The organism is Pedobacter rhodius, assembly GCF_027213645.1.
In the GTDB taxonomy this organism is placed as follows: domain Bacteria; phylum Bacteroidota; class Bacteroidia; order Sphingobacteriales; family Sphingobacteriaceae; genus Pedobacter; species Pedobacter rhodius.
This window is the reverse complement of the sequence record NZ_JAPWGL010000005.1, coordinates 190,644-215,642: the sequence shown is the minus strand read 5'-3', so window position 1 is coordinate 215,642 and position 24,999 is coordinate 190,644. Positions and strand designations below refer to the sequence as shown.

The 24,999-nt window shown below is 38.6% G+C and carries 15 protein-coding genes; 2 read left to right on the top strand and 13 right to left on the bottom strand.

The genetic code is table 11. The annotated features are described in order from the left end of the window. The first annotated feature begins 215 nt into the window (after positions 1-215). Both O0931_RS17635 and O0931_RS17630 read left to right on the top strand, forming a co-directional pair. The gene (locus O0931_RS17635; protein ID WP_269416802.1) at positions 216-3,257 is read left to right on the top strand and encodes a DUF2723 domain-containing protein; all 3,042 of its coding nucleotides are present in this window, start codon (positions 216-218) and stop codon (positions 3,255-3,257) included. A 405-nt stretch (positions 3,258-3,662) separates the two neighbouring features. Beyond that, the gene (locus O0931_RS17630) at positions 3,663-4,217 is read left to right on the top strand and encodes an REP-associated tyrosine transposase (protein WP_269416801.1); all 555 of its coding nucleotides are present in this window, start codon (positions 3,663-3,665) and stop codon (positions 4,215-4,217) included. 387 nt (positions 4,218-4,604) lie between these two features. Here the strand turns inward: O0931_RS17630 and O0931_RS17625 are convergent, their stop codons facing one another. From O0931_RS17625 to O0931_RS17565, 13 genes are all read right to left on the bottom strand, one after another. After that, positions 4,605-5,567: an acetyl-CoA carboxylase carboxyltransferase subunit alpha gene (locus tag O0931_RS17625; RefSeq protein ID WP_269416800.1), complete on the bottom strand. Its 963-nt coding sequence runs from the start codon at positions 5,565-5,567 to the stop codon at positions 4,605-4,607. Between the two features lie 80 nt (positions 5,568-5,647). After that, positions 5,648-6,511, bottom strand: a complete 864-nt coding sequence (locus tag O0931_RS17620) for an SPFH domain-containing protein (protein WP_269416799.1) — start codon at positions 6,509-6,511, stop codon at positions 5,648-5,650. Between the two features lie 5 nt (positions 6,512-6,516). Continuing rightward, positions 6,517-6,690: a hypothetical protein gene (locus O0931_RS17615; RefSeq protein ID WP_269416798.1), complete on the bottom strand. Its 174-nt coding sequence runs from the start codon at positions 6,688-6,690 to the stop codon at positions 6,517-6,519. A 140-nt stretch (positions 6,691-6,830) separates the two neighbouring features. Continuing rightward, on the bottom strand, positions 6,831-8,390 hold the full coding sequence (locus tag O0931_RS17610) for a S10 family peptidase (RefSeq protein WP_269416797.1): 1,560 nt from the start codon (positions 8,388-8,390) through the stop codon (positions 6,831-6,833). Between the two features lie 160 nt (positions 8,391-8,550). Next, positions 8,551-10,434 carry an alpha-amylase family glycosyl hydrolase gene (locus tag O0931_RS17605; protein WP_269416796.1) on the bottom strand — a complete coding sequence of 628 codons (1,884 nt, stop codon included), beginning with the start codon at positions 10,432-10,434 and terminating at the stop codon, positions 8,551-8,553. A 219-nt stretch (positions 10,435-10,653) separates the two neighbouring features. Further along, complete coding sequence (locus O0931_RS17600; RefSeq protein ID WP_269416795.1) at positions 10,654-12,030, bottom strand: MFS transporter; 1,377 nt, start codon at positions 12,028-12,030, stop codon at positions 10,654-10,656. 126 nt (positions 12,031-12,156) lie between these two features. Next, a complete protein-coding gene (locus O0931_RS17595; protein WP_269416794.1) occupies positions 12,157-13,995 on the bottom strand; it encodes an alpha-amylase family protein in 1,839 nt (612 codons plus the stop codon). 20 nt (positions 13,996-14,015) lie between these two features. Continuing rightward, positions 14,016-16,334: a glycoside hydrolase family 65 protein gene (locus O0931_RS17590; RefSeq protein ID WP_269416793.1), complete on the bottom strand. Its 2,319-nt coding sequence runs from the start codon at positions 16,332-16,334 to the stop codon at positions 14,016-14,018. A gap of 86 nt (positions 16,335-16,420) precedes the next feature. After that, positions 16,421-17,098, bottom strand: coding sequence for a beta-phosphoglucomutase (pgmB, locus tag O0931_RS17585; RefSeq protein ID WP_269416792.1), 678 nt, complete (start codon positions 17,096-17,098; stop codon positions 16,421-16,423). A gap of 146 nt (positions 17,099-17,244) precedes the next feature. Then, a complete protein-coding gene (locus O0931_RS17580) occupies positions 17,245-19,089 on the bottom strand; it encodes a glycoside hydrolase family 13 protein (RefSeq protein ID WP_269416791.1) in 1,845 nt (614 codons plus the stop codon). Positions 19,090-19,309: 220 nt separating this feature from the next. Continuing rightward, a complete protein-coding gene (locus O0931_RS17575; RefSeq protein WP_269416790.1) occupies positions 19,310-20,311 on the bottom strand; it encodes a SusE domain-containing protein in 1,002 nt (333 codons plus the stop codon). A 19-nt stretch (positions 20,312-20,330) separates the two neighbouring features. Continuing rightward, on the bottom strand, positions 20,331-21,914 hold the full coding sequence (locus tag O0931_RS17570; protein WP_269416789.1) for a RagB/SusD family nutrient uptake outer membrane protein: 1,584 nt from the start codon (positions 21,912-21,914) through the stop codon (positions 20,331-20,333). Positions 21,915-21,926: 12 nt separating this feature from the next. After that, the gene (locus O0931_RS17565) at positions 21,927-24,881 is read right to left on the bottom strand and encodes a SusC/RagA family TonB-linked outer membrane protein (protein ID WP_269416788.1); all 2,955 of its coding nucleotides are present in this window, start codon (positions 24,879-24,881) and stop codon (positions 21,927-21,929) included. Between the last annotated feature and the right edge of the window lie 118 nt (positions 24,882-24,999).

Sequence of the window (24,999 nt, the reverse complement as noted above, 5' to 3'; positions counted from 1 at the left end):
TTAAACAGAACCCGTGAAGCCTGGTGTACCTCATCGCTTTACGGGTTTTAATATTTTACAATAAAGGTCTATTAACTTCCTCATGCGAATTAGAAAAATAAAATCCGTTAAAATTGTAAAAACAATAGGAGTTATTCCTTATTTATCGACTATATTAATTAATTTCGGCAGCATTTTTATGTGCAGTAACATTTAATTATCATTATCAAAAACCAATGAATTATTCAAAAGTTAACAATATAACGGGCTGGGTTTGCTTTTTAATAGCGACAATAACTTACGTTTTAACCTTAGAACCTTCAGTTAGTTTCTGGGATTGCGGCGAGTTTATAGCATCTGCATTAAGGATGCAGGTTGTTCACCAGCCTGGGGCACCACTATTTTTAATGCTACAAAGATTTTTCTCTGTGTTTGCATTTGGAGATGTAACCAAAGTTGCCTACTGGATGAACATTGGTTCTGCTTTGTCTAGTGCAGCGACCATATTATTCTTATTCTGGACCATTACTGCACTGGCAAAAAAGACTTTAGTAAAAGCCGGCGAAGCATTAACAACCGGTCAACTTATCAGCATAATGGGTGCAGGTGTAGTTGGCGCTTTAGCTTATGCTTTTTCTGATAGTTTTTGGTTTTCAGCGGTAGAATCTGAAGTTTATGCGCAATCATCATTATTTACAGCTATCGTATTCTGGGGCATTTTAAAATGGGAAGCACATGCTGATGAGCCCAGAGCTGACAGATGGTTGCTTTTTATTGCATATATAATGGGTTTATCAATTGGTATTCACCTTTTAAACTTGCTAACCATCCCGGCAATTGCTTTTATTTATTATTTCAAAAAAACAGGTAAAGCAACCACTTCGGGCATTTTCAAAACCCTGATAGTTGGTATATTAATTTTAGGTGTAATCCAATACGGAATTATTCAATACCTAGTTTCATTTGGTGCTTACTTTGATTTATTCTTCGTTAACACATTAGGATTAGGTTTCGGAACGGGTGTATTATTCTTCGCTATTTTAATTATCGCTGCATTTGTTTGGGGTATTCGTTATTCAATCAAACATCAAAAGAAATTATTAAACTTAGGCCTGATTTCTACCGTTTTAATCATTTTTGGTTATGCTTCATTTGCAATGATTATCATCAGAGCAAAAGCAGACCCAAACTTAAATAACAGCGCTCCGAAAGATGCTTTCTCTTTCTTAAGTTATTTAAACCGCGAGCAATATGGCGATCGTCCATTGCTATTCGGCCCCAACTATAACTCAGAAAGAACCGGCGTAACGGAAGGAAAAACAATCTGGAGAAAAGGTGCTGAAAAGTATGAAGTTGCAGGTAAAAAGAACGATTACGAATATGCTGATAATACATTTTTACCTCGTATGTATAGCGATGACCAAAAGCACGCCGAGTTTTACAAAGAGTGGATGCATCTGGATGACAGCAAAAAGCCAAATCTGGTTGATAATGTTGGGTTTTTATTCAGTTATCAAATTGGTTATATGTACATGCGTTATTTTGGCTGGAACTTCGTTGGTCGCCAAAACGATGAACAAGGACAAGGAAGTGGTTTTGAAGGTACATCTTTAAGTGGCATTAAACCAATTGATGCGGTATGGCATGGCGACCAAAGTCATTTGCCGCCATCAACTGTCGACAATAAAGCTTATAACAGGTTTTTCTTCTTACCATTAATTATTGGTTTAATGGGTGCTATCTGGCACTTTGGCCGTAATCAAAAAGATGCTGGTGTTGTCGGCTTATTATTTTTCTTCACGGGTATCGCAATTGTATTATACCTGAATCAGAAACCTTTAGAACCCCGCGAACGTGATTATGCTTACGTGGGCTCGTTCTATGCTTTTGCCATATGGATTGGTCTCGGGGTATTAGCCATAAAAGAATGGCTGTTTAAGAAACTTACGCCTACAACCGGTGCAATTGCAGCTTCTGTAATTGGTTTATTTGCCGCGCCGGTTATTATGGCGCAACAGGGATGGGATGATCATGATCGTTCTACCAAATTGGTTGCCCACGACATTGCTTTAGATTACCTGCAATCTTGTGCGCCAAATGCAATCTTATTTACTTACGGTGATAATGATACTTACCCGCTTTGGTATATCCAGGAAGTGGAAAGAGTTCGTCCGGATGTGCGTATTGTAAACTTAAGTTTGTTCGATACAGATTGGTACCTGAATGGCATGAAGCAGAAACAAAATGATTCTGAACCTTTACCGATTTCGATGAAAGAATCGCAATTTGTGCAGGGCGTGCGTGATGTAATGCCTTACGATGACTATAAAATTGCCGGTAATGTAGAACTTAAAAATGTTGTTGATTTGTTGTTATCTGACAGCCCTGACGATAAGGTAGCCATGCAGGATGGTACAAAATCGAATTTCTTGCCAACTAAAAACTTTAAACTGACCATTAACCCTCAGGAAGTGATCAGTACAGGAACTGTACCTGCGGCTGATGCGGCTAAAATAGCTCCTGAAATGCAGTGGAAGTTTAACAAAGGCTATGTAACTAAAGGGACATTGGCAATGCTTGATATTCTTGCTCATAATAACTGGAAACGTCCTATTTATTTCGCTTCGACAGTTCCTTCCGAGCAATATAACGGTTTAGATAAATATTTATACAGCGAAGGTTTAGCATTACGCTTATTGCCGCTGAAAACAGATACAACCGCATATGAAGACAGAGAAGAGTTATTGAACACACCTGTTCTTTACAAAAATGTAATGGAGAAATTTAAATGGGGTAACATCAAAACGGCGAAGTATCTGGATCCGCAGTCTTCAGATGATACATTTATTTTCACCAACCTCTTCAGCAGCTTAACCGGAAGCTTAATCAAAGAAGGTAAGGTTAATGAAGCAAAGAAAGTAGTGGATAAATATTTTAATGTTATGCCTGATAAGTTTTTCGGTATCAGAACTGTTGTTGTTAAATACTATATGGCCGAAAACTTATATAAACTTGGTGAAACCGCAAGAGCCAACGATATCCTGTTAAAATCCGGTGATTACATCCAAAAAGAATTGACTTATCTGGCTGATATTTCCGCATCGAAAGGAAGCATTACCGGTACGCAAAATGTTCAAACCGGATTGTATTACCTGGATAGGATGGTGAAAGTATCCAAAGCAATGGGACAAGCGAAAGTGAGCGCCCAACTGGAAAAACAATTTGCAGGACTTGAAGCAAGATTTTCAGGTTACTTTGGTCAGCAACCAGGGCAATAATTTATAATTATAAAGACTATAAAGCAGCCACATTAATTTGTAGCTGCTTTTTTGTTGGTAGCCAAACCTGCGAAGTCTTAAAATAAAAGCGACGGAAAAGACTTAGGAAGTTTTATTTATATCGTAAAATACGATTTACTATTTACCCACTCGTTACAAACGAGCGGGAGCACTATCGCCTGCGCTCGTTTCTAACGAGTGCATTATAGTTTTGCGACTGAGTCGCTGGTGCTTAAACAAATTATATCGTAAAATACGATTAATTATACACCCGCTCGTTACAAACGAGCGGGAGCATTTAGCATCATATTTAGTTCTTATTGCTTGCGCTCGTTTTTAACGAGTGCATTATAGCTTTGCGACTTAGTCGCAAAAAATTTCATAATAATCTACTATATTTAGTAGATGTCAGATCAATATAAAGCAACCGCTCCTGAGGGGATATACTTCCTTACTTTCACTATTGTTGATTGGATAGACTTATTTACCCGTAATTCATACAAAGAAATCATCATAGATTCAATAAAATACTGTCAACAACATAAAGGTTTAAAACTTTATGCATTTTGCTTAATGACAAATCATATTCATTTAATCGCATCTTCTGAAGGAAGCTTAAAATTATTTGAGATAGTTAGAGATTTTAAAAAGTTTACCAATAAATTATTAATTAAAGAAATCAGCGAAAGCAATGAGAGCAGAAAAAAATGGTTGTTAAACAAATTTGAATTTGCAGGAAGATATCTGGAAAGAATAGAAAATTATAAAGTCTGGCAGGATGGCTATCATGCCGTGGAATTAATAACACCTGATTTCACATTTCAAAAATTGAACTATATTCATCAAAATCCGGTCAGGGCAGGTATAGTTTCCGAACCTGAGCATTATTTATATAGTTCAGCTTCAAATTACACAAGTTTACCAGGGATTTTGAAAGTTGAATTATTAAATGTCTATTGAGATCGTAAAATACGATTTACTATTTACCCACTCATTAGAAATGAGCAGGAGCACAATTGCTTGCGCTCGTTTCTAACGAGTGCATTATAGTTTTGCGACTTAGTCGCTGGTGTTTAAGCAAATTATATCGTAAAATACGATTTACTATTTACCCACTCATTAGAAATGAGCGGGAGCACAATTGCCTGCGCTCGTTTCTAACGAGCGCACTATAACTTTGCGACTTAGTCGCTGGTATTTAAACAAATTATATCGTAAAATACGATTTGCTATTTACCCGCTCGTTACAAACGAGCGGGAGCGCAGTGTTCAGCGTGACGGGGAAAATAGCAAAAAAAATCCTGCTTGTTAACTCAAACAGGATTTCGAAATATCAAAGAAACAATATTATTCGTTTACAACACCCATCGCACAGAATTTATCAATTCTTTGTTCGATAAGTTTATCTGTTTTTAACTTTCCTAAAGAAGCTAAATCCTTTAAAATATAATCTTTCATGGTTTGTCCCATTAATTCAGGATCCTGATGTGCACCACCTAAAGGCTCAGGGATAATTCCATCGATCAGCTTGTTGCCAAACATATCATCGGAAGTCAGTTTTAAGCATTCGGCGGCCTTCTCTTTAAAATCCCAGCTTCTCCATAAGATAGAAGAACAAGATTCAGGGGAGATAACAGAATACCAGGTATGCTCCAGCATATAAACTTTGTCACCGATACCGATACCCAGGGCACCACCCGATGCACCTTCACCTACAACAATACAGATAATCGGCACACGTAATACAGACATTTCAAGTAAGTTTCTGGCAATGGCTTCTCCTTGTCCGCGTTCCTCGGCTTCTAAACCAGGGTAAGCGCCCATCGTATCAATAAAAGAAATTACGGGCTTATTAAACTTTTCTGCCAAACGCATTAAACGTAGGGCCTTACGGTAACCTTCAGGATTTGCCATACCGAAGTTGCGATACTGACGCTCTTTGGTATTTTTTCCTTTCTGGTGACCAATAACCATTACCGTTTGACCATTAATCGTCGCGAAACCACCGATAATTGCTTTATCATCTTTAACGGTTCTGTCGCCATGTAACTCAATAAAATCATCGCAAATCATATTGATGTAATCAAGTGTTTGCGGCCTGTCCGGATGGCGGCTCATTTGAACCTTATTCCAACCCGTTAAGTTCTTATATAAGTTATTTGTGGTGTCATTTAATTTGACATCAAGTTCATCCAGAGTGGCAGACATATCTACCTTAGTCTTTTCGGCAACTTGTTTAACCTTTTCTATCTGCTGAACTAAATCGGCAATAGGCTTTTCAAAATCGAATGATGTTTTTATTTGCTGCATAATTGGGTTACAAAAATAAGTATTTATTTTTAGTTTGCAGTTAACAGTTTTTAGATAGCAAATTTTTCCCGCCAGCTTATTTATTTTAAAGGCAGCATAAAGCTTGAATTCCCACCTGCCTGTGTAGTTGGCAACTTACCATCCCACTTTTGAATCCACTGTTGTTGTACCAATAATGGTGTTAATGACTGCTGTCTTAACCGGTTAGCTTCCGATTCAGCTTTAGCCCTAACCAATAAAGCCTGTGCTTCACCTGTAGCCGTTGCTACTTTAACTTTTGCTTCAGCATCTGCCTGCTTTGCCTGGTTTTCAGCTTTTAATCTCGCCTGTATCGATGCGTTTTTCTCATCAATCATTTGCCTCAAACTTTCAGGCGGCGTAATCGCTGAAGTTAATTGGTCATAAACAAAACCATCTTTACTTAGGTTTTTTGTTAAAATCATTTGTATCCGGTCTTCAAAACGTTCTCTGTTACTCATTACAGAATCTGAGCTGAATGAATTGGCTACAATTCGATAAGCATCGTAAATAGTGTTACGCATAAACTGCTGTTCAATTTCTACCAGCGGTTTACGGTACTGCCTGTAAATTTGAGGTACCATGGTGGCATTAACATGATAGTTTAATTTCGGATCAACTTTAAACTCTGCGGCATCTCTCGTGGTAACCACAAAGGGTTCATAATCTACAGATTGAGTATAAGTAGGAAATTCAACTATCTTGGTCGTCCAGGTGTTATACCAAACCCTACCGGTTACGATGGTAATATTATCTACACCCCTGTCCGAGCCGTAAAGATTTATCTTTATACCAACATTTCCGGCATCTATATTTTCGTAGGTAAAAGGTTGTATTGCATAAATTACGATAAGCGCAATTAACATTGCCCCATATTTGATAAGTTTTTTTGTCAGATTTCTTCTGTCGCCTTCTTCGTATTCCATGAGCGTTAAAGTTTTTTAAATAGTTTTTTTGTTGGAAAATATAATACAAGTAAACCAAGAATGATTTCAGCAACACCAATTGCAACCTGCAAATTGGATGGTTCACTCAGGTTATTTACACCATAAGTAATTATAATAATAGACGCGATTATGAAAATTAGATTGAGCGCTGCATTCATTTTGTATCTGCTTTATGTTGTAATTATAAATATTTGACAGCAAACATCAAATAGAAAAACAAAAAAGCCGGCAAAAATAAGCCAGCTTCAGTGAAGTTTAACCTCAAGAATCCTATAATCTTTTAATCCTTAAATGCTGGTTAAAACTTAGCCGGTTCTCCAGCTTTAGGCAATGCCTTTTTAATAAATTCCCTGATGTGGCTATTTGCAGTTTTCAAATCATCTTTACGCAGGTACATCATGTGGCCGCTTCGGTAACCCTCCCAGGTCATTCTATCCTGAAGTTTACCAGCAGCATCTAACTGCCACATGCTATATTTTGCATTAAAATAATCGCAGGCACCATCGTAATATCCCGATTGAACCAACAAATGCAGGTATGGATTTTGTGCCATTGCTTGTCTTAAATTATCCCCTGTTTTATCGCCCGAGTTATCCCAGGGATAAACTGAGCCAAACATGTTATACTTTAAATCCGTTTTGTAATTAAGTTCATTTCTGATGTACATATTGATCGCAGGTGTAAAAGAATGCAACCACGAAGTTAATTCAGCATTATAATCCGGAGATTCTCCGGCACTCATTTTATCAACACCTTTATAACGCGAATCTAAACGACCAACGGTAAAACCTTTTTCCCTTAATAATTCCTTCCAGAAGAAATCGGTTGGAACATTAAGGTTATAATCTGAGAATACTTTTTCGGAAATTCCGGAATAACGAGCCATTTTTGCTGCGATTGCCTTTTTCTTTTCCGCACTTAACATGCCACCCTGCGAAATAGCGGGAATCACTTCATTTATCGTAAAGCTTTCCACTTCAGGCAACATTGCGGTTAAATCCTTCGATTGTAAATCAGCGGGTAAAGCTTTATGGTACCAGGCGGTAGCAGCGAAATAAGGTAAGCGTAATGCGGCATCAACCGGACCACTTCTCTCTATACCGAGTTCTGTTGGAGAAACTAAAACAACACCATTTAAATACATCCACTGGCTGTTTTGTAACTCTAAAGCCAGGCCCGAAACGCGTGTTGTGCCATAACTTTCACCAATTAAAAATTTCGGTGATGCCCAGCGATCATTTCTGGTCACAAAGGTATTGATCCATTCGGCCAGGTATTTGATATCTGCCCTTACACCAAAAAATTTATTTGTCGGAATATCTTTACTAACTGCTCTTGAATAACCTGTATTAACCGGATCGATGTAAACAATATCGGCAACATCCAGAATTGAATATGGATTTTCTTTATAGCCATAAGGCTGAACCGGATAGCCTTCATCATCGATATTTAAAACAACCGGACCGGTATAGGCGATGTGCATCCAAACGGAAGCAGAACCCGGGCCACCATTAAAAGAGATAACCAGCGGCCGCTTATCTTTATTTTGTACATCAGTTCTTTCATAATATGTATAGAACAGACCTGCAATTGGTTTACCCTCCTCATCCCAAACAGGTAAGGTGCCTGTAGTTGCTTTGTACGCTACCGATTTGCCATTGATATTAACCGTGTGATTGGTAATCACAGAACTTTCTACCTTTATTGCACGTTCGTTCCCTGCGGGTTTTGGTTCTTCTTTAATCGTTACCTGCGATGTTGTTGTTGTCTCTTTTACAGGTGTTCTTTTCGGTACTTGTTGTGCGTTGGCAAAAATGCTTCCAAGCAGGAAAGCAGATAATATAAATTTAAATTTCATTTAGTTTTTGTTTGGTGCATAAATATCCGACTAATCAAACGCCAATCAAAAAAACATTGAAAATGTTACCATAAAAAAATGGCATTGCGGTTTTGCAATGCCATTTTAAACCATATCGTTAATTAACATTTATTGTTCAAAGGATCTGGAAATATTAACTTTATTTTAAAACTGTTTTACTAAAAATATGATATTCTCCGGGAGCTAAAGTTGAACCATAGATATTTGAAGAAAGATTAATGCTATTTCCAACAGCATCAAACCACATACCCGAAGCACCAAAATCAATATTTGCGGTTTGATTAACCACATCAAAATTTCCAACCACAATGACCGTATTTGTGCCTTCAACAAGTTTGATGTATTTAACACCACCTGCTAAATTGTATGTTGAATTAGTAGAATTAAAAATGCTGTTATTCTTTTTCAATTTGATGAATTTCGAATAAGCATCGTATAAGACTTTTCTATTTACATCGGAAAAGTAATCCCATTTGATGGGTTTTTCACCGGTTCTGCCATTGTAATCAATGCTGATGTCGTAACCCAACTCACCAAATTGCCATACCATTTTTGGTCCGGGAATACTGAACAGAAAAGCCGCAGCCATTTCTTCGCGTTTTAACGAGGTTGGTAAATTTCCTTTGATTAAATAGCTTCCAGACATGTTTCCAAAGGAAATGTTTTTATAATTTAAACGCTCTTCATCATGACTCTCGCCATAAGTAATTAAACCATCTGATTTGCTGAAACCATGTTTTGAATAAAATCCCCAGGAAAAATCTGAACTGCCTAACCAACCCATGGTGGCTTCATTCATATTATAATTTAGATTATTCCACAGCATCATACCTTCATCGGCCAAAACTTTTTCTTCCGATTCTTCTGCAAAATGTTCTAAAATCACATAGAAATTATTTGCATCTATACTTTTAATAAAGCTGTTATATTCTTTCCAGATGGCTACACGACCTGCATCATAAAGCCTGAAACCTGCATCATCAGTTGATGCTTTTTGTGTAAAGCCTTTTGATAAATCAAACCTGAAGCCGTCAATTTTATATTGCTGCATCCAGAATTTCATTACATTTTTTGCAAAGTATTTGGTTGCTGCACTTTCATGGTTAAAATCATAACCCACGTTGAACGGGTGTTTCGCATCAACATTAAACCACGGACTGTTTGAAGCAGGTTTTGAGCCATCAAAATACAACTGAACCATTGGCGACTGACCGAATGAATGATTCAAAACCATATCCATAATTACGGCGATTCCTTTACCATGGCATTCGTCTATGAAATTTTGAAGTGCCGTTTTTGTGCCGTAATACTTATCAGGGGCAAAATAAAATGACGGGTTGTAGCCCCAGCTTAAATTCCCTTCAAATTCATTTACCGGCATAAGCTCAATCGCATTAACACCCATATTGACCAGGTAATCTAATTTTGCCAAAGTGGAGGCATAATTGTGTTCCGTCGTAAAATCGCGGACCAGCAATTCGTAAATAACAAGATTATTTTTATCGGGGCGACTAAAACCTGTATTTTTCCAGGTATAAGTTGGTTGGTTAGCCTGCATAATACTTACAATACCTGTGGATTTTCCGGTTGGATAAGCTTTAAGGTTTGGATAAGTTGCAGCAGAAATATAACTGTCGTTTGCCGGATCCAGAATTTTCTCACAATAAGGATCTGCTACTTTTAAAGTTCCGTCAACCAGGAATTGATAGGCATATTCCGTGTTTGGATCTAAGTTATCGATTTGAATCCACCAGGTATTTCCATCTGATGTTTTTTTCATAACGGAAGCCGAAGCAGACCAGTTATTAAATTCACCGATCAGCGAAACGGAGGTTTTACCGGGCGCATATAAAGTTACAATTGCTGATTTACCACTATTGATAAATGCAACGCCATCTTTGGCACCCGCAGGCAAATCGACCGAGGGTGAGGTTGGAGTTTCTGTTCCACCATCAGGTGAAGCTTTTTTGCAGGAAGTATTTATTGCTGTTACAAGCAATAATAGATAAATGATTTTTTTCATTTGGTTAGATTTATTTATTGACTCTATGGTTTGTCATTCTGAATGCAGTGAAGAATCCCATGCCAAGGAAAACTTCCGTAAATACACTACCTAAACAAAATCGTGGGTTAGGTTTGAGCAGGTGCTAATCGTTTGCAGATTCTTCGTTTCTCTCAAAATGACAGCAAACTTAAAGTTTGAGAGCGCAGATTTTTAAATTGCAATGACGAGTTTTTTTATTTAAACCGATCTGTTTTCCTCGATTCCAAGTTCTGCAGCCAAAACCTCATCTGTTTTTTTAGGTTCTTTGATAAAGATGTAGCAAATCAATGCAGCAAGAACCATTAATCCACCACCAAGCTGAACGGCTAAAAGTCTGTCATTGTTTAATACATTGCGCATTAACCAGCCAAATCCAAGCGAGGCAATAATTTCGGGTAATACAATGAAGAAATTAAAAATCCCCATGTAAATACCGATTTTATCTTTAGGTAACGAACCGCTAAGCATAGCATAAGGCATAGACAAAATACTTGCCCAGGCGACACCAACACCTGTCATACACAGGTACAACATATTTTTATCATGAACCCAAGCCACGCTGATTAACCCGACCGCACCACAGATTAAGCATAACGCGTGTGTGGTTTTGCGACCTAAAGCGTCGGCGATTTTTGGTAAAACTAGTGCAAAGAGAAAAGTGATTACGCTGTAGTATGCCAGGGTTAAACTTCCAAAATCAGCTCCGTGCGCATAAACGGGATCAGCCGCATCTTTACCGCCAAAAACATTTACGGCTACCGCTGTCGTATAATAAAACCACATTAAGAATAATCCCGGCCAGGTAAAAAACTGCACCAGCGAAACGATTTGCATGCGTTTGGGCATGTTTCTTAAAGCTGAGAATATTTCAGAAACTCCGCCACCAAAACCTTTATTACTTTCGCGAACTTTTTCTTTAAAATCTACATCCTGAGGTGGGTATTCTTTAGTGGTCATAACCGTCCACAACACGGCTGCGAAAAAGAAAAATGCACCGATGTAAAAAGAGAATTTTACATTCTCCGGAATCTCGCCTTGCGCTGCCGTATTCTGTAAGCTGAATACATTATTCATTAACCAGGGCAAAGCTGAGGCAACACTTCCGCCCAAACCAATCATCATACTTTGCATAATAAACCCCCGGTTAACCTGGCTATCCGGTAATTTATCGGTAACAAAAGCACGGAAAGGTTCCATTGCAATATTGCCAAAAACATCCAAAACCCAAAGTAAACCGGCAGCCATCCACAAAGCACTGCTGTGTGGCATAAAGATTAGAGCGATACTACTTACAATAGCACCAATCATAAAATATGGCCTTCTTCTACCCCATTTCGGGTGCCAGGTCCTGTCGCTCAGATAACCGATAACCGGCTGGACTAAAAGCCCCGTTAATGGTGCCGCCAAAAACAACAATGGAACCTGGTCGGGGTTTGCACCAAGGTTTTCGTAAATACGCCCCATGTTGGCACGCTGTAAATCCCAACCAAATTGGATTCCGAAGAAGCCAACACTCATGTTAATAATTTGCGCAAGTGTTAATTTCGGGTTCTCTAATATTGTTTTTAAGCTCATTATATTTGGTTTAAGTTTAACCGCAAAGGGCACCAAGTTAAAAGCGCAAGGGGCACAAAGCTGTGTGTTTATACTTAGTGTTCTTTGCGGAAATCTTTGCGTTCTTTGCGGTTAATTTTAATCGGTTTAAAATTCTATCACCTGTGCCGAAACCGGTCCAAGTTTTACCGGAATGCTCGTTCCTGCGGGTATATTTAATTTTCTATCTGTCAACAAATCCGTAACCGGAGCTGAATGTTTCACTTTTAAAATGCTGTCAGGAATTTCGATGTTTGCTTCCAAAGTTTGGTTTCTATCGAAATTAGCAACAACCAACAAACGTTGCTTACCCGAATAGCGGATGAAAGCATACATGCGATTGTTCATATTTCCAGTTTGTGGCACATCATAAATTTCACCATTTACGACCGCATCACTTGTTGAAGTAACTTTTAATAATTGCTGGTAATATGCTCGTAAACTCTTCTGAGTTTCATCTAATGGCGCGCCATCGAAAGCACCGCCGTTCATCCATTTCTGATGATTTGGAACCCCCCAATAATCGAAAATCGTGGTGCGGTTGTCATCGCCGCCGAAACCCTCCTGCCCTTTACCCGGCTCGCCAACTTCCTGACCGAAGTAAAGCATTACAGGACCAGAACCTAACGTTGCCGAAACTACCATTGCAGGTAAAGCCAGTTCAGCTTTTCCTGCAAAGCCTGCAGAAGCAATGCGTTCCTCATCATGATTTTCTAAAAAGCGTAACATATGTTTGCCAAAACCGGCGCTCTCCTTCTGCCATACATAACGAATAGCGGCTACATCTGCAGATGGTTCGTTTCTGATTAATCTTTTCAAGCCGTCGTACAATCCAACTTTATCGTACAGGTAATCGAATTTCCCCTGCTCCAGATATTGCTTATACACCTTCGGATTGTAAGCCTCTCCGAGAAAAATTAAATCGGGATTAGCTTGTTTAACTTGTGGAATAACCCAGCTCCAGAATGCAATGGGCACCATTTCAGCCATATCGCAACGGAAACCATCAACGCCTTTTTTAGTCCAGAAAATTAAAATGTCACGCATTTTATTCCAAACCGGAGGGATTGGCTCGAAGTGATTTTGCCTGCCGTTTTGATAATCAACACCATAATTCAATTTAATGGTTTCGTACCAGTCATCGTATTTTGGCGACGCTGTGAATGCATCATTTCCAGTAGCTTTCGCCGGGTTTTCATCAAATTTTCCATCCTGTAAAACAGAAAGCGGGGTTTTCTGTCCGTTGGTTGGTACCACAAAAGGCTGACCAGGAATATAATAAAAATCGTTTTGTGCACTGAAAGCTTTCGTTACATCATCCTGTGCACCAAAATCGATTACATTTTTTGGTTTAGCATAAGAATGATAACTTCTGGCCACATGATTCGGCACGAAATCGATGATAACTTTCAGGTTCTTCGCATGGGTTCTTTTTACCAAAGCCTCAAACTCCTGCATCCGGTTTTTAAAGTCAACCGCCAAATCCGGATTTACATCATAATAATCGCGGATGGCATAAGGCGAACCTGCCCGGCCTTTTACTACGTCCGCATCGTCAACCTTAATTCCGTAAGCAGAATAATCCGTTAAACTGGCGTGTGCAATGGCTCCGGTATACCAAACATAGTTTGCATGAAGTTCTTTAATGCCATCTAAAGCTTTATCTGTAATATCATTAAACTTCCCTGAACCATTTTGTTCGATGGTTCCGTACGGGATGTTTGCTGTGTTTTTATTTCCGAATAAACGGGGCAACAACTGATATATAACGATTTGCTTATCGTTCATATTTTTACTGTTTTTTTGTGCAAAAGATGATGTTGAAATTAGCAAAAGGAAAATCGCTACAATTGAAACTATTGGAATCAGATTGCTTCGTCGTTCCACCGCACATCCGATAGCTATCAGATGACGAATTGGAAAGGCAAGTCCTTTTCCACTTCCCATCTTACATTTTCCATCTACAATCATACCAATGCTGCGTTATCTACTTCGATTTCGGCGTTTCCTGCCAGTTTATAAATCTGATTTCTGATTCCGATTTCCAGATCAACAGCATTGTTGTTTTTGATGTTGATGCCATTTTCAGTGATGTTCACTTTAAGCGTAGCACCTCTGAAACCAATTGTAAATGAAAATGACTTCCATTGTGTTGGCAAGAAAGGATTGAATTGTAATTTACCATCGCGAACACGCATGCCTGCGAAGCCCTCTACGACACTCATCCAGGTTCCGGCCATTGAAGTGATGTGCAAACCATCTTCCGTATCATTGTTGTAATCATCCAAATCTAAACGGGCTGTACGCAAATAAAATTCGTAAGCACGAGGCTCATCATTTAATTTAGCGGCTAAAATACTGTGTACACAAGGCGATAAAGAACTTTCGTGAACGGTGCGCGGCTCATAAAAATCGAAATTTCTTCTGATGGTTTCCAAATCGTAATCCTCTTCGAAAAAATATAATCCCTGTAAAACATCAGCTTGTTTAATAAACGGCGAACGCAAAATTCTATCCCAACTCCATTTCTGGTTAATTGGTCTTTCACTTGCCGGTAAATCCTTTACCAGGGTTTGCTCTTTATCTAAATAACCATCCTGTTGTAAGAAAATTCCTTTTTCCTTATCTTCAGGATAGTACATCTTTTCAATGATAGCTGCCCAGTCCGCAAATTCTTTAGCATCAAAATTTAAACTTTTTAATAAGCTGCTATATTTTTCCGGTTGTTGATTTTTAACAATTTCCGCAGCTTCGGTAGCATATCTCATACACCAGGTTGCCAGTAAATTGGTGTACCAGTTGTTGTTTACGTTATTTTCGTATTCATTCGGACCGGTTACGCCAAGCATTACATATTGCTGTTTCTCGCTGCTCCAGTTTACACGCTGTTTCCAGAAACGGGCAATGCCGATTAAAACTTCCAAACCGAAATCTGACAAATAACTTTCGTCGCCGGTGTAACGGATGTAGTTGTAAATCGCGAAAGCAATAGCGCCGTTACGGTGGATCTCCTCGAAGGTAATTTCCCACTCATTGTGGCATTCCTCGCCATTCATGGTAACCATCGGATACAATGCAGCGCCATCTTTGAAACCTAACTTCGCCGCATTTTCTATCGCTTTACCCAATTGCTTGTGGCGATAAACCAATAAGTTTTTGCTTACTTCCTGCGGAGCAGTTGCCAAATAGAAAGGCACACAATATGCTTCGGTATCCCAATAGGTAGAACCGCCGTATTTTTCGCCGGTAAAGCCTTTCGGACCGATATTCAGCCTGTCATCTTTACCGGTATAAGTCTGGAATAATTGAAAAATATTGAAGCGAATAGCCTGCTGAGCAGAAACATCACCTTCAATAATGATATCGCTTTCTTTCCATTTATTTGCCCAGGCTTCAGTTTGTTCCTGATATAAAGTATCGAAACCTTTCGCCGTTGCTTTTGCAATAACTGATTTCGCCTCTTTTAAAAGAGCTTCTTTAGGATAATTTTCTGAAGATAAATTCGCTGCGATTTTGACCAAAGTGATTTCTTCATTCGCTTTAACATCAACCGAAAAAGTTTGTCCCACGAATTTTTCCTTACGAACAGCTTCTGGATTGATGGCTATTTTTTTTGAATTTTTGTACAATTCAATGTTGCTTCCGGTGCAAACTTCGAATTCGGTTTTCTTCGTTCTTAGTTTGATGTAAGCTTCGGTCCCGATAATTTCATCAGATACCATATCCCAGAATTTCTCGTCGTAGTTGCTATCCTGATTTTTGATATCGCCATCGATGAAGGGCATTAAAGTGATTTTACCATGGAAGTTTAAAGGTATAATGCTGTAACGGATTGCCCCAACTTCATCATCGGCAATGCTGCAGAAACGCGTTGCTTTAACCTTTACGGTTTTACCACTTTTCAGTTTCGCGGTGAAAGTACGTTCTAGAATACCCGCATGCATATCCAGAACACGTTTGAAATCACTTACTTCTGCAGTAGCCAAATCTAAAACTTCATCATCCAGTTTTACTTCGATACCTACCCAGTTTGCTGCATTTAAAACCTTTGCGAAATATTCCGGATAACCGTTTTTCCACCAGCCCACACGGGTTTTATCGGGATAATAAACACCGGCAACATAGTTACCCAATAAGGTTTCGCCCGAATAAGTTTCTTCAAAATTGGCACGTTGCCCCATACGGCCATTACCCAAGCTGAAAATACTTTCCGAAATTTTATTTAAATGTGGATCAAAGCCTTCTTCGATAATGTTCCACTCATCTGCTTTAATGTAATTCTTCATAATCTAGTATCGAGTAGTTAGTATCAAGTAGCAAGTATCAAGATTAATGTTCACTTGATGCTCGCTACTTAATACTTGATACTCCTTCATAACTCTTCTAAATCCTTAACTGTTAATTTATCTAAACCGCTTACAACCACATCGGCTTCTGTAAGCACACTTTTTTCGCCGATACCGATGGCTTTCATTCCACCCCGCTTTGCAGCTTCAACGCCTGCAACCGCATCTTCAAAAACCACACATTCATCGGGTTTGAAACCTAAAAGTTCAGCCCCTTTCAAAAAAACTTCCGGATCTGGTTTTGATTTGGTAACCATATTGCCATCTACGAGCTCATCAAAGAAATGGGCAAGATTGGTACGTTCTAAAATAATGCCTGAGTTTTTACTTGCCGAACCCAGGGCCAGTTTGTAACCCGCTTTATGGATGGCTGTTAAAAAATCAACCGTTCCGGGCAAAACCTCTGCAGGTGTCATTTTGGTAATCATATCTACATACCAGCTGTTTTTCAAGGTGGCTAATGCTTCCTTTTCAGCATCTGTTTTTTCTACGCCACCCCAGGCCAGAATTTTATTTAAGCTTTCTACCCGGCTCACGCCTTTCAATTGCTCATTTTGTGCTTCGGTAAAATCAAAACCCATGGTGTTGGCTAAACGTTTCCATGCTTGATAATGGTAAACTGCGGTATCTACAAGTACACCGTCCAAATCAAAGAGACAGGCTTTAATTAAGGTTGAAGGTTCCGGGTATTTATTTTCTTGCATTGTTCTATAGTATTTTAGTAGCGAGTATCAAGTAGTCAGTATCAAGTAGTGAGTATCAAGTAGTGAGTATCAAGATATGGCGCTTTAACTTTTTTTCCGCTAATCTTTTTGCTTTGGTCTTTCTGCTTTAGTCTTTCCGCTTTACCTTAATTCAACTCCAAAACTAAAGTTGTTTTTGCAGGCACTTTAATTTCTTTAAACGGCTGGTTTTCTCCTGTAATTACATTCTTTGCCATCGTAATGCCTTTGGTTCTTTCTGCAAACCTATCGGTATTTAATGTTTTATCTTTTTCTGTATTATTTACAATAACCATTACCGTTCCTTTTGGTTCGGCATTGTAGCGAAAATAAACATAAATATCATCCTGCGGTACAAATTGCATTAATTGACCGGTTTGTAAGGCAGGGCTATTTTTACGGTAATTGGCCAAAGTCTTCACAAAATTGAAAGCATCATTTTCTTTATTGGTTCTGCCATCGGTAATGAACTTATCTTTTCTGTCACCTTCCCATCCGCCTGGAAAATCAGAACGGATTAATCCGTCGGGATTGGAAAAATTCTTCATCAGAATTTCTGTTCCATAATACATTTCCGGAATACCACGCATGGTGAGCAGGATAGACATGCCCATTTTATATTTATCAAAATCTTCCCCAACCATCGAGTAGAACCGGCTCATATCATGGTTATCTAAAAATATGCAATTTGTATTCGGGTTTTTATATAAGAAATCGTGAGCCAGTGTGGCATACAAACGGTTAATTCCATCAACCCAACCATTTTTACCGTTAATACCTTCATAAATCGCATCTTTTAATGTTGCATCCGTTATGCCTTGTAAATGTGTATCAAAACCACGATTAACGGTATTGCCGCCTGTAAAAAATGCCTGGTTCGGAACGGCCGTTACCAATGTTTCGCCAAAAACAGAAAGATGAGGAAACTCTGCCTGAACTTTCAAAGCCCAATCGGCCATGTAAACCGGGTCATTATAGCCGTATGTATCTAAACGTAAACCATCAATACCGGCATATTCAATCCACCAGATGTGGTTTTGTGTTAAATAATTCTGAACGTAAGGATTTCTTTGATTTAAATCAGGCATTGATGAAACGAACCAGCCATCCAGCATTTTTTTCCGATCGGCTGCTGATGCGTGAATATCCATCACGGTTTGATCACGGTAGCTGGTTTGCGTAAATTTTGGCCATTGATTTAACCAGGATTTCATGGGTAAATCTTTATAAAACCAATGGTTTGTACCAACATGGTTGTGAACAATATCTTTTATGACCTTCATGCCTTTAGCATGTGCGGTTTCTACATATTTTTTATATAGTTCATTTGTTCCGTAACGAGGATCGATTTTATAGTGATCAGTCACTGCATAACCATGATAAGATGCCTGAGCCATGTCATTTTCAACTTCGGGTGTCATCCAAACGGTTGTAATTCCCAAATCTTTCAGGTAATCTAAATGGTTGATTACGCCCTGAATATCTCCGCCATGACGGTAATACATGCTATCGCGATTTAGCGTTGTTTCGGCTAAACCCTGAACCACATCATTACTTTTGTCGCCATTCGAAAACCTGTCCGGCATTAATAAGTAAATAAAATCTTTTTGAGTTACGCCCTGAATTCTGCCTGCACTTTTGTCGCGGGTCCTTAATTCATAAGTGTATGTAAATATCTTTTTGCCGCCGGCAGAAAAGTTTATAGGAAATTTACCTGCTTTTACCGATGCAGAAAGTTCAAGGTCGATGAACAGGTAATTGGGATTTTCAACTTTGTTTACCTTAACCAGTTTCACACCTGGATAAGACAGAGAGATGGTGCTTGCTGCAATATTATCGCCATGAACAAGCAGTTGTAATTTAGGGTTATGCATCCCTGTGAACCAGAACATAGGTTCTATTCGCTCCAATTTCTGAGCAAAAATGTTGGCACAGTTAAGGAGTATAAATAGGATTAAGGCTAATTTTTTCATGTTTTTAATCAGGTTTAGGTAGTGAAATACAGTACTACTGAATAAGATGGAGCCAATACTGATACGAGATTTCGATATCCTGAGGCATGAATTGTAGAATAAATTTGAGAAATATCAGAAAAAAGAAACAAAAAAATACGGAATAAAAATATAAAACAAGCTAAACTTTAAGACTATTTAAAATGCCCTGAAGAACTTATATCCCTCAGGGCATTAAATATTATTGTTTTACAGCGGTAAAACTACCTGTTTTTCCGTCGGCATTAAGTGTTAGCGTAAGCTTATAAGTACCTGCAGTTGCAATAACCACATTACCACCGCCATCTCCAATACTTGTTCCCCAATCGTGGTTTAACCTGAACTTTAGTTCGCCTGCAGTTAGCGGGGTTGTAATTGTCCAGCTGTTTTTGCCATCATTGATAAATTTCATATCCGTATCTACCGACCAGTTACTACCGGGAACAGCATTACCGATAATCGACCAAACCAATGGCGTAAGCGTATAAGTATTTGCATTTAAATCTACAGTTAATTGTTTTGCACCTTTAGAAACCGAACTGATATCGCCACCTGTCGTGCTAATTTTACCGCCACCTGCGTCGCCATAAGCGATGTCCCATTTCTTGGCCGGTGTGATTTTAAATTTATCGCCGTCAAAAGCAATTACCCCTGTATAAACACCATTTCCGGTTGCAGAAATTAAGCTATCTGCCGTTGCCGGATTCCAGCCCTGATAATTACCCGGAACATAAATCCAGGCGGTTAAAGGAAAAGGTTTTGCGCTGATGGTTACCACATTACTGTAAACCGGGGCTGTAGCAGTTGAAATAGAAGATTTAATTCTCACCTCAACATCAGTATTTGCTGTAGTTGGTATACCCAGAGCCAACAATAAATTGTTAAAATCCAATCCATTGTAAGCCTTGGTTGTCGCTTTTGCATCTAAAATGGCTTCTTTAGGTGCGGCAAAGTTGGTTCCTTTTACGGCAAGCTGTAAAGTATTTGAAACAGCCGCCTGATAGCCGAAATTGGCATCAGATAATGTAAAAGTAACTACCGTAGATGTAAGTTTGGACTTATCCAAAACAACACTTGTTGCAGATGTTTGCAAAGCACCACCGGTTCCCGATGTGGCAACTGCTTTTGTTTCATCCTTTTTACATGACCATAACGATAGCGCGATTAAGCTTAAAGCCATGGATTTTAAAAATATTGATTTCATATCTTATAAAATATTAAGATTAATAACCTGTGTTCTGTTTCAGATTCGGATTTGCAATTAAATCTGCCGTTGGTAATGGATAAAGATTGCGGAAAGTTGGCAAACCAGTACCCGCTTTAACACCACCTTTAAATGGCCATAAATAACTTGCATCTGTGTATTTTCCGTAACGTATCAAATCTGTACGGCGGTGTGCTTCCCAGTACAACTCTCTGCCGCGTTCATCTAAGAAGAAATCGGTAGTTAACGCGGAAACATTACCCGAAGCATTACCATAAGCACGCGTACGTAAAGCATTTACATAAGTTAATGCCTGTGCTACTGTACCACCTGTACCACCACGTAATACCGCTTCTCCATAAATTAAATATTGCTCAGCTAAACGGAAGATTGGAAAATCTAAAGAGCTGAACGTACCATTTAATGATGGTGGTGTTACGCCTGTAGAACTTACATTTTTGAATTTAGTTACCCGTAATCCATCTGTAAACACACCGATATCATCAATACCGGTTTTAGCGCCGAAGAAAACACCACGCTTATCTAAAGTTCCATTCGGATCAGGAAATAATGCCGGTAAATTCTGACGGGTTCTGTTACCACCCCAACCACCATTAGGCACACCAAAAGAGGTTGGGTTCATATCGCCGTTAATTGCGGCATTAACGATAAAAGTCGTTCCGCCATAGTTCGTGCCGTTTACACCGTCATAATTGATACTTAATATCGTTTCAGGATTATTCAGGTTATTATCAGCCCTGAACAAATCCATATAGTTTGCTTTCAAAGCATAACCCGCATTAATTACCTTAGTTGAATACGTAATCGCTTCGGTGTATTTCGCCGTACCTGAATACACATTTGCATTTAAATAAATCCTGGCTAGTAATGCCCAGTCGGCACCTTTATCTGCACGGCCATATTCATTTGTACGCGGCTCTGCTAAATCCGGCTCGATAGCCTTTAATTCCGATTCCACATAGTTAAATAATGCAGCTCTTGTAATCTGCTGAGGGGCAACTTTGCCGATTTCATTGGCTTCGGTTACAAAAGGAGGATTACCGAAAGCATCCATTAATACCCAATACTGATAAGCACGTAAAAAACGAGCTTCAGCACGGTACCGCTGAATATTGGTTGCATCGGCACCGGTAATACCACGACTAGCCAATTTCTCAGGTGTACTTTCACGAAGGAATTCATTAACGAAAGTGATTTGTAAAATGGCTCTCGAGTATAATCCTCTCAAAAATTGATTATCAACACTTGGTATTGAATAATCCAGTTCCGGAATTCCGGTATCGCCCCAGGCACAAATTGCTTCATCAGTTGAAAGCTCTTGTGACGTCCAGAACAACCTTAAAAAATCTGCAAAACCTGCGTTTAAACCACCAACGTCACTATTATCAGATCCTGATGGACTTGTTAATGCATATGTTGCATACAGTTTTACCAAACTGTTTTTGTAACCTGCAGGTGTTGCATAAACTACGTCTGCAGTTGCATCATTTGTTGGTTTTAAATTTAAATCGCTTTGTTTACAAGAATTTAAAGAAAGCATTAAAAACCCCGATGCTAATACTATTTTAAATGAATTTTTCATTTTATTTCTTAATTAAAAACCAACATTAAAGCCTAAAGTGAATGTTCTTGGTCTAGGATATAGATTATAATCAATACCTGAAATCGACTCCGGATCAATACCTTTGTACTTAGATACGACAAACACATTCTGACAGTTTGCAGAGATTCGCATGGTCGTATTTCCATTTGGAGAAAGTTTACCAATATTATACGTCAAACCAACATTATCCATTTTTAAAAAAGATGCGTTTTTAATGTAATAATCGCTCAGGAACTGATTTCCCTGGAAACCAGTATTGTAAATATCAACGCTGGAGTTATTAAGAATGCCTTGTGTACTTAATACGTTATTCTTAATACCAAAGTTAGAAGAAATATTATCGTAAATATAGTTTCCGATATTTGCTCTCAACACCGTGCTTGCAGTCCATTTTTTGTAAGTGAAAGAGGTATTAAATCCAAAAGTAAAATTCGGATCAGGTGATTTGAAGAAATACTGGTCGCTGGTATTGATAATACCGTCACCATTTAAATCGGCATATACACCTTCAAGTGGTGCTCCGCTTGCATTATAAACTTGTTTATATACAAAGAATGCACCAGGTGCCTGATTTACGGCATGGTATTTAAGTGTTACACCTGTTCCTCCGGTGATATCACCTGCGCTTACTTTCGAACCCGGATCCGGATTTAAAGTTAAGTTGGTAATTTTTCTTTTGTTGTAAGCTGCATTGAAACCAAAATCCCAGGTTACATTATCTTTCTGAATGGCTACAAAATTTAAGCTCGCTTCAGCGCCCCTTACATCCATATTACCAACGTTGGTAGTCAATAAGTTTGTAAAGTTTATTCCTACAGGAATATTAACAATACTTAATAAATCCTTCGTTTTTTTATAATAAACATCTAAGCTTCCATATAACCTGCCTTTTAAGAAACCGTAATCCAAACCGGCATTGTATGTTGTAGTCGATTCCCATTTCAGATCAGGATCATAGCCTGCAGCACTGTAATAATTGTAAAAAGTATTTCCTACCTGATACTGACCATTGTTGCTATTTGCATAGTATCTTGATAAATATTCATAATTACCTATACCATCTTTATTACCTGTTTCACCATAACTCAACCTCAATTTCATATCAGAAACAACTTTGCTGTCTTTTAAGAAATTTTCACTAATAATTCTCCAGGTAAAACCAACAGAAGGAAAATAGCCCCAACGATTATCCTGAGAAAATTTAGATGACGCATCAGCACGCATTGTACCATTCAGGATGTACTTATCATTAAACGTATAAGTAAATCTACCATAGTAAGAAAGTAACTTATTTTGCTCAATAGAAAACGGAAAAACCGGAGTCGTTAACAACTCACCTGTACCTTTGTAAGAATTAAAATTAAAGTTTGTTTGCGCGATATCGTAGTATCCATAACCGGCAGTAACATCAAATCTACTTTTAATGCTTTCTACAGTTTTAGCATAGTTTAAATAAAACTCTGAAAATTTATCGTGCTCCAGATTTTTTCTGTTCGAGTAAGAACCACTTGTAGAAGCACTTTGTGCAGCAAAAACCGGAACAGATGTAGAACCATAACCTTTAGATACATCGTAACCCAAATTTAAATTAGCATGTAACTCCGGCAAAAAATGGAACGAATAATCGAACCTTGCATTACCAAAACTTCTCGCCGCATTACCATGGTTATCCTGTAATTCGATTAAACCAAGAGGGTTACGTGGTGCATTTGGATTCGGAACCGCGCCATTAATCCACTCGAAATAACCACCAAATTGATTTGGGGCATAAACTGGTTTTGTCGGATCGAACTGAATTGCATTACTAATAGCAGCATCATTTGGATATTGCGACTCTGTTAAAGAACCTTTTACCGTCAAATCAATTTTAAGGTGATCAGTAAATAACCTTGGAGAAAGTGTAAGTGCTCCGGTTGCTCTTTTCAAGTCGCTCTTAATTACCACACCTTGCTGATCGATATAACCGGCAGAAACACGATAAGGAACACCTTTAAATGACCCGGCGATGCTTAAATTATTATCTGTAGTAAAAGCAGTGCGATAAATTTCATCCTGCCAATCTGTATTTGCAGTACCTAATAAAGCTTTCTGTGCTGCACTGCCATTGGCATTTACATACGCACGAACCTCATCGGCAGAAAGTACATCAACTTTTCTGGCTACCGTTCCAACGGAATTGTTTGTGTTAAAATTAATAACAGGTGCACCTGAACCACCTTTTTTTGTAGTAATTAAAATTACACCATTTGATGCTCTCGAACCATAAATGGCGGTAGCATTCGCATCTTTTAAAACCGTGAAGGTTTCAATGTCGTTAGGGTTAATTAATGATAACGGACTTGGCGCATTACCAATGCTGTTACCACTAAAAGGCACACCATCAACAACGATTAGCGGGTCGTTACTTGCGTTTAAGGAAGCACCGCCACGAATACGGATTTGACTGCCACCACCCGGAGCGCCACTACCATTAATGATGTTAACACCGGCAACTTTACCTTGTATTAACTGCTCCGGCGTTGTAATCGTACCTTTCTGGAAGTCTTTCGAGCCAACTGTTGTAATCGAACCCGTTAGGTTTTTCTTCTCCGCGGTACCATAGCCGATAACGACAACTTCATTTAATTTTTGTGCATCAGGAACCAGTTGAAAATTTTCGGTTGCGTTTGCGGTAACATTTACAGTTTTATCTAAGGTTTGATAACCGATAAAACTTGCAGATAATGTCAGGGAACCATTTGTTAATCCCGCCAGTTTAAAGTTACCGTTTCCATCAGTTGATGTACTTCTGGTTGTTCCTTTTACATAAATGGAAGCGCCAGGTAACGGTTGGCCGGTTTCATCGAGCACCTTACCGGATACAGACCCGGTTTGTGCCTTTACGATTAATGCTGAAAAAACTAACAGCACCAAAAGCCCCTGTTTTAACAGGTAAAATACTTTCATATTCGAAGCTCGTTTAAGTATAAAAATTTGGTTAAATATTATAGTGATTTACACATAGGCCTAATTTACAGCACTTAATGGTAATTCAAAATTTATTTAAAAAATATATTTTCAGGCC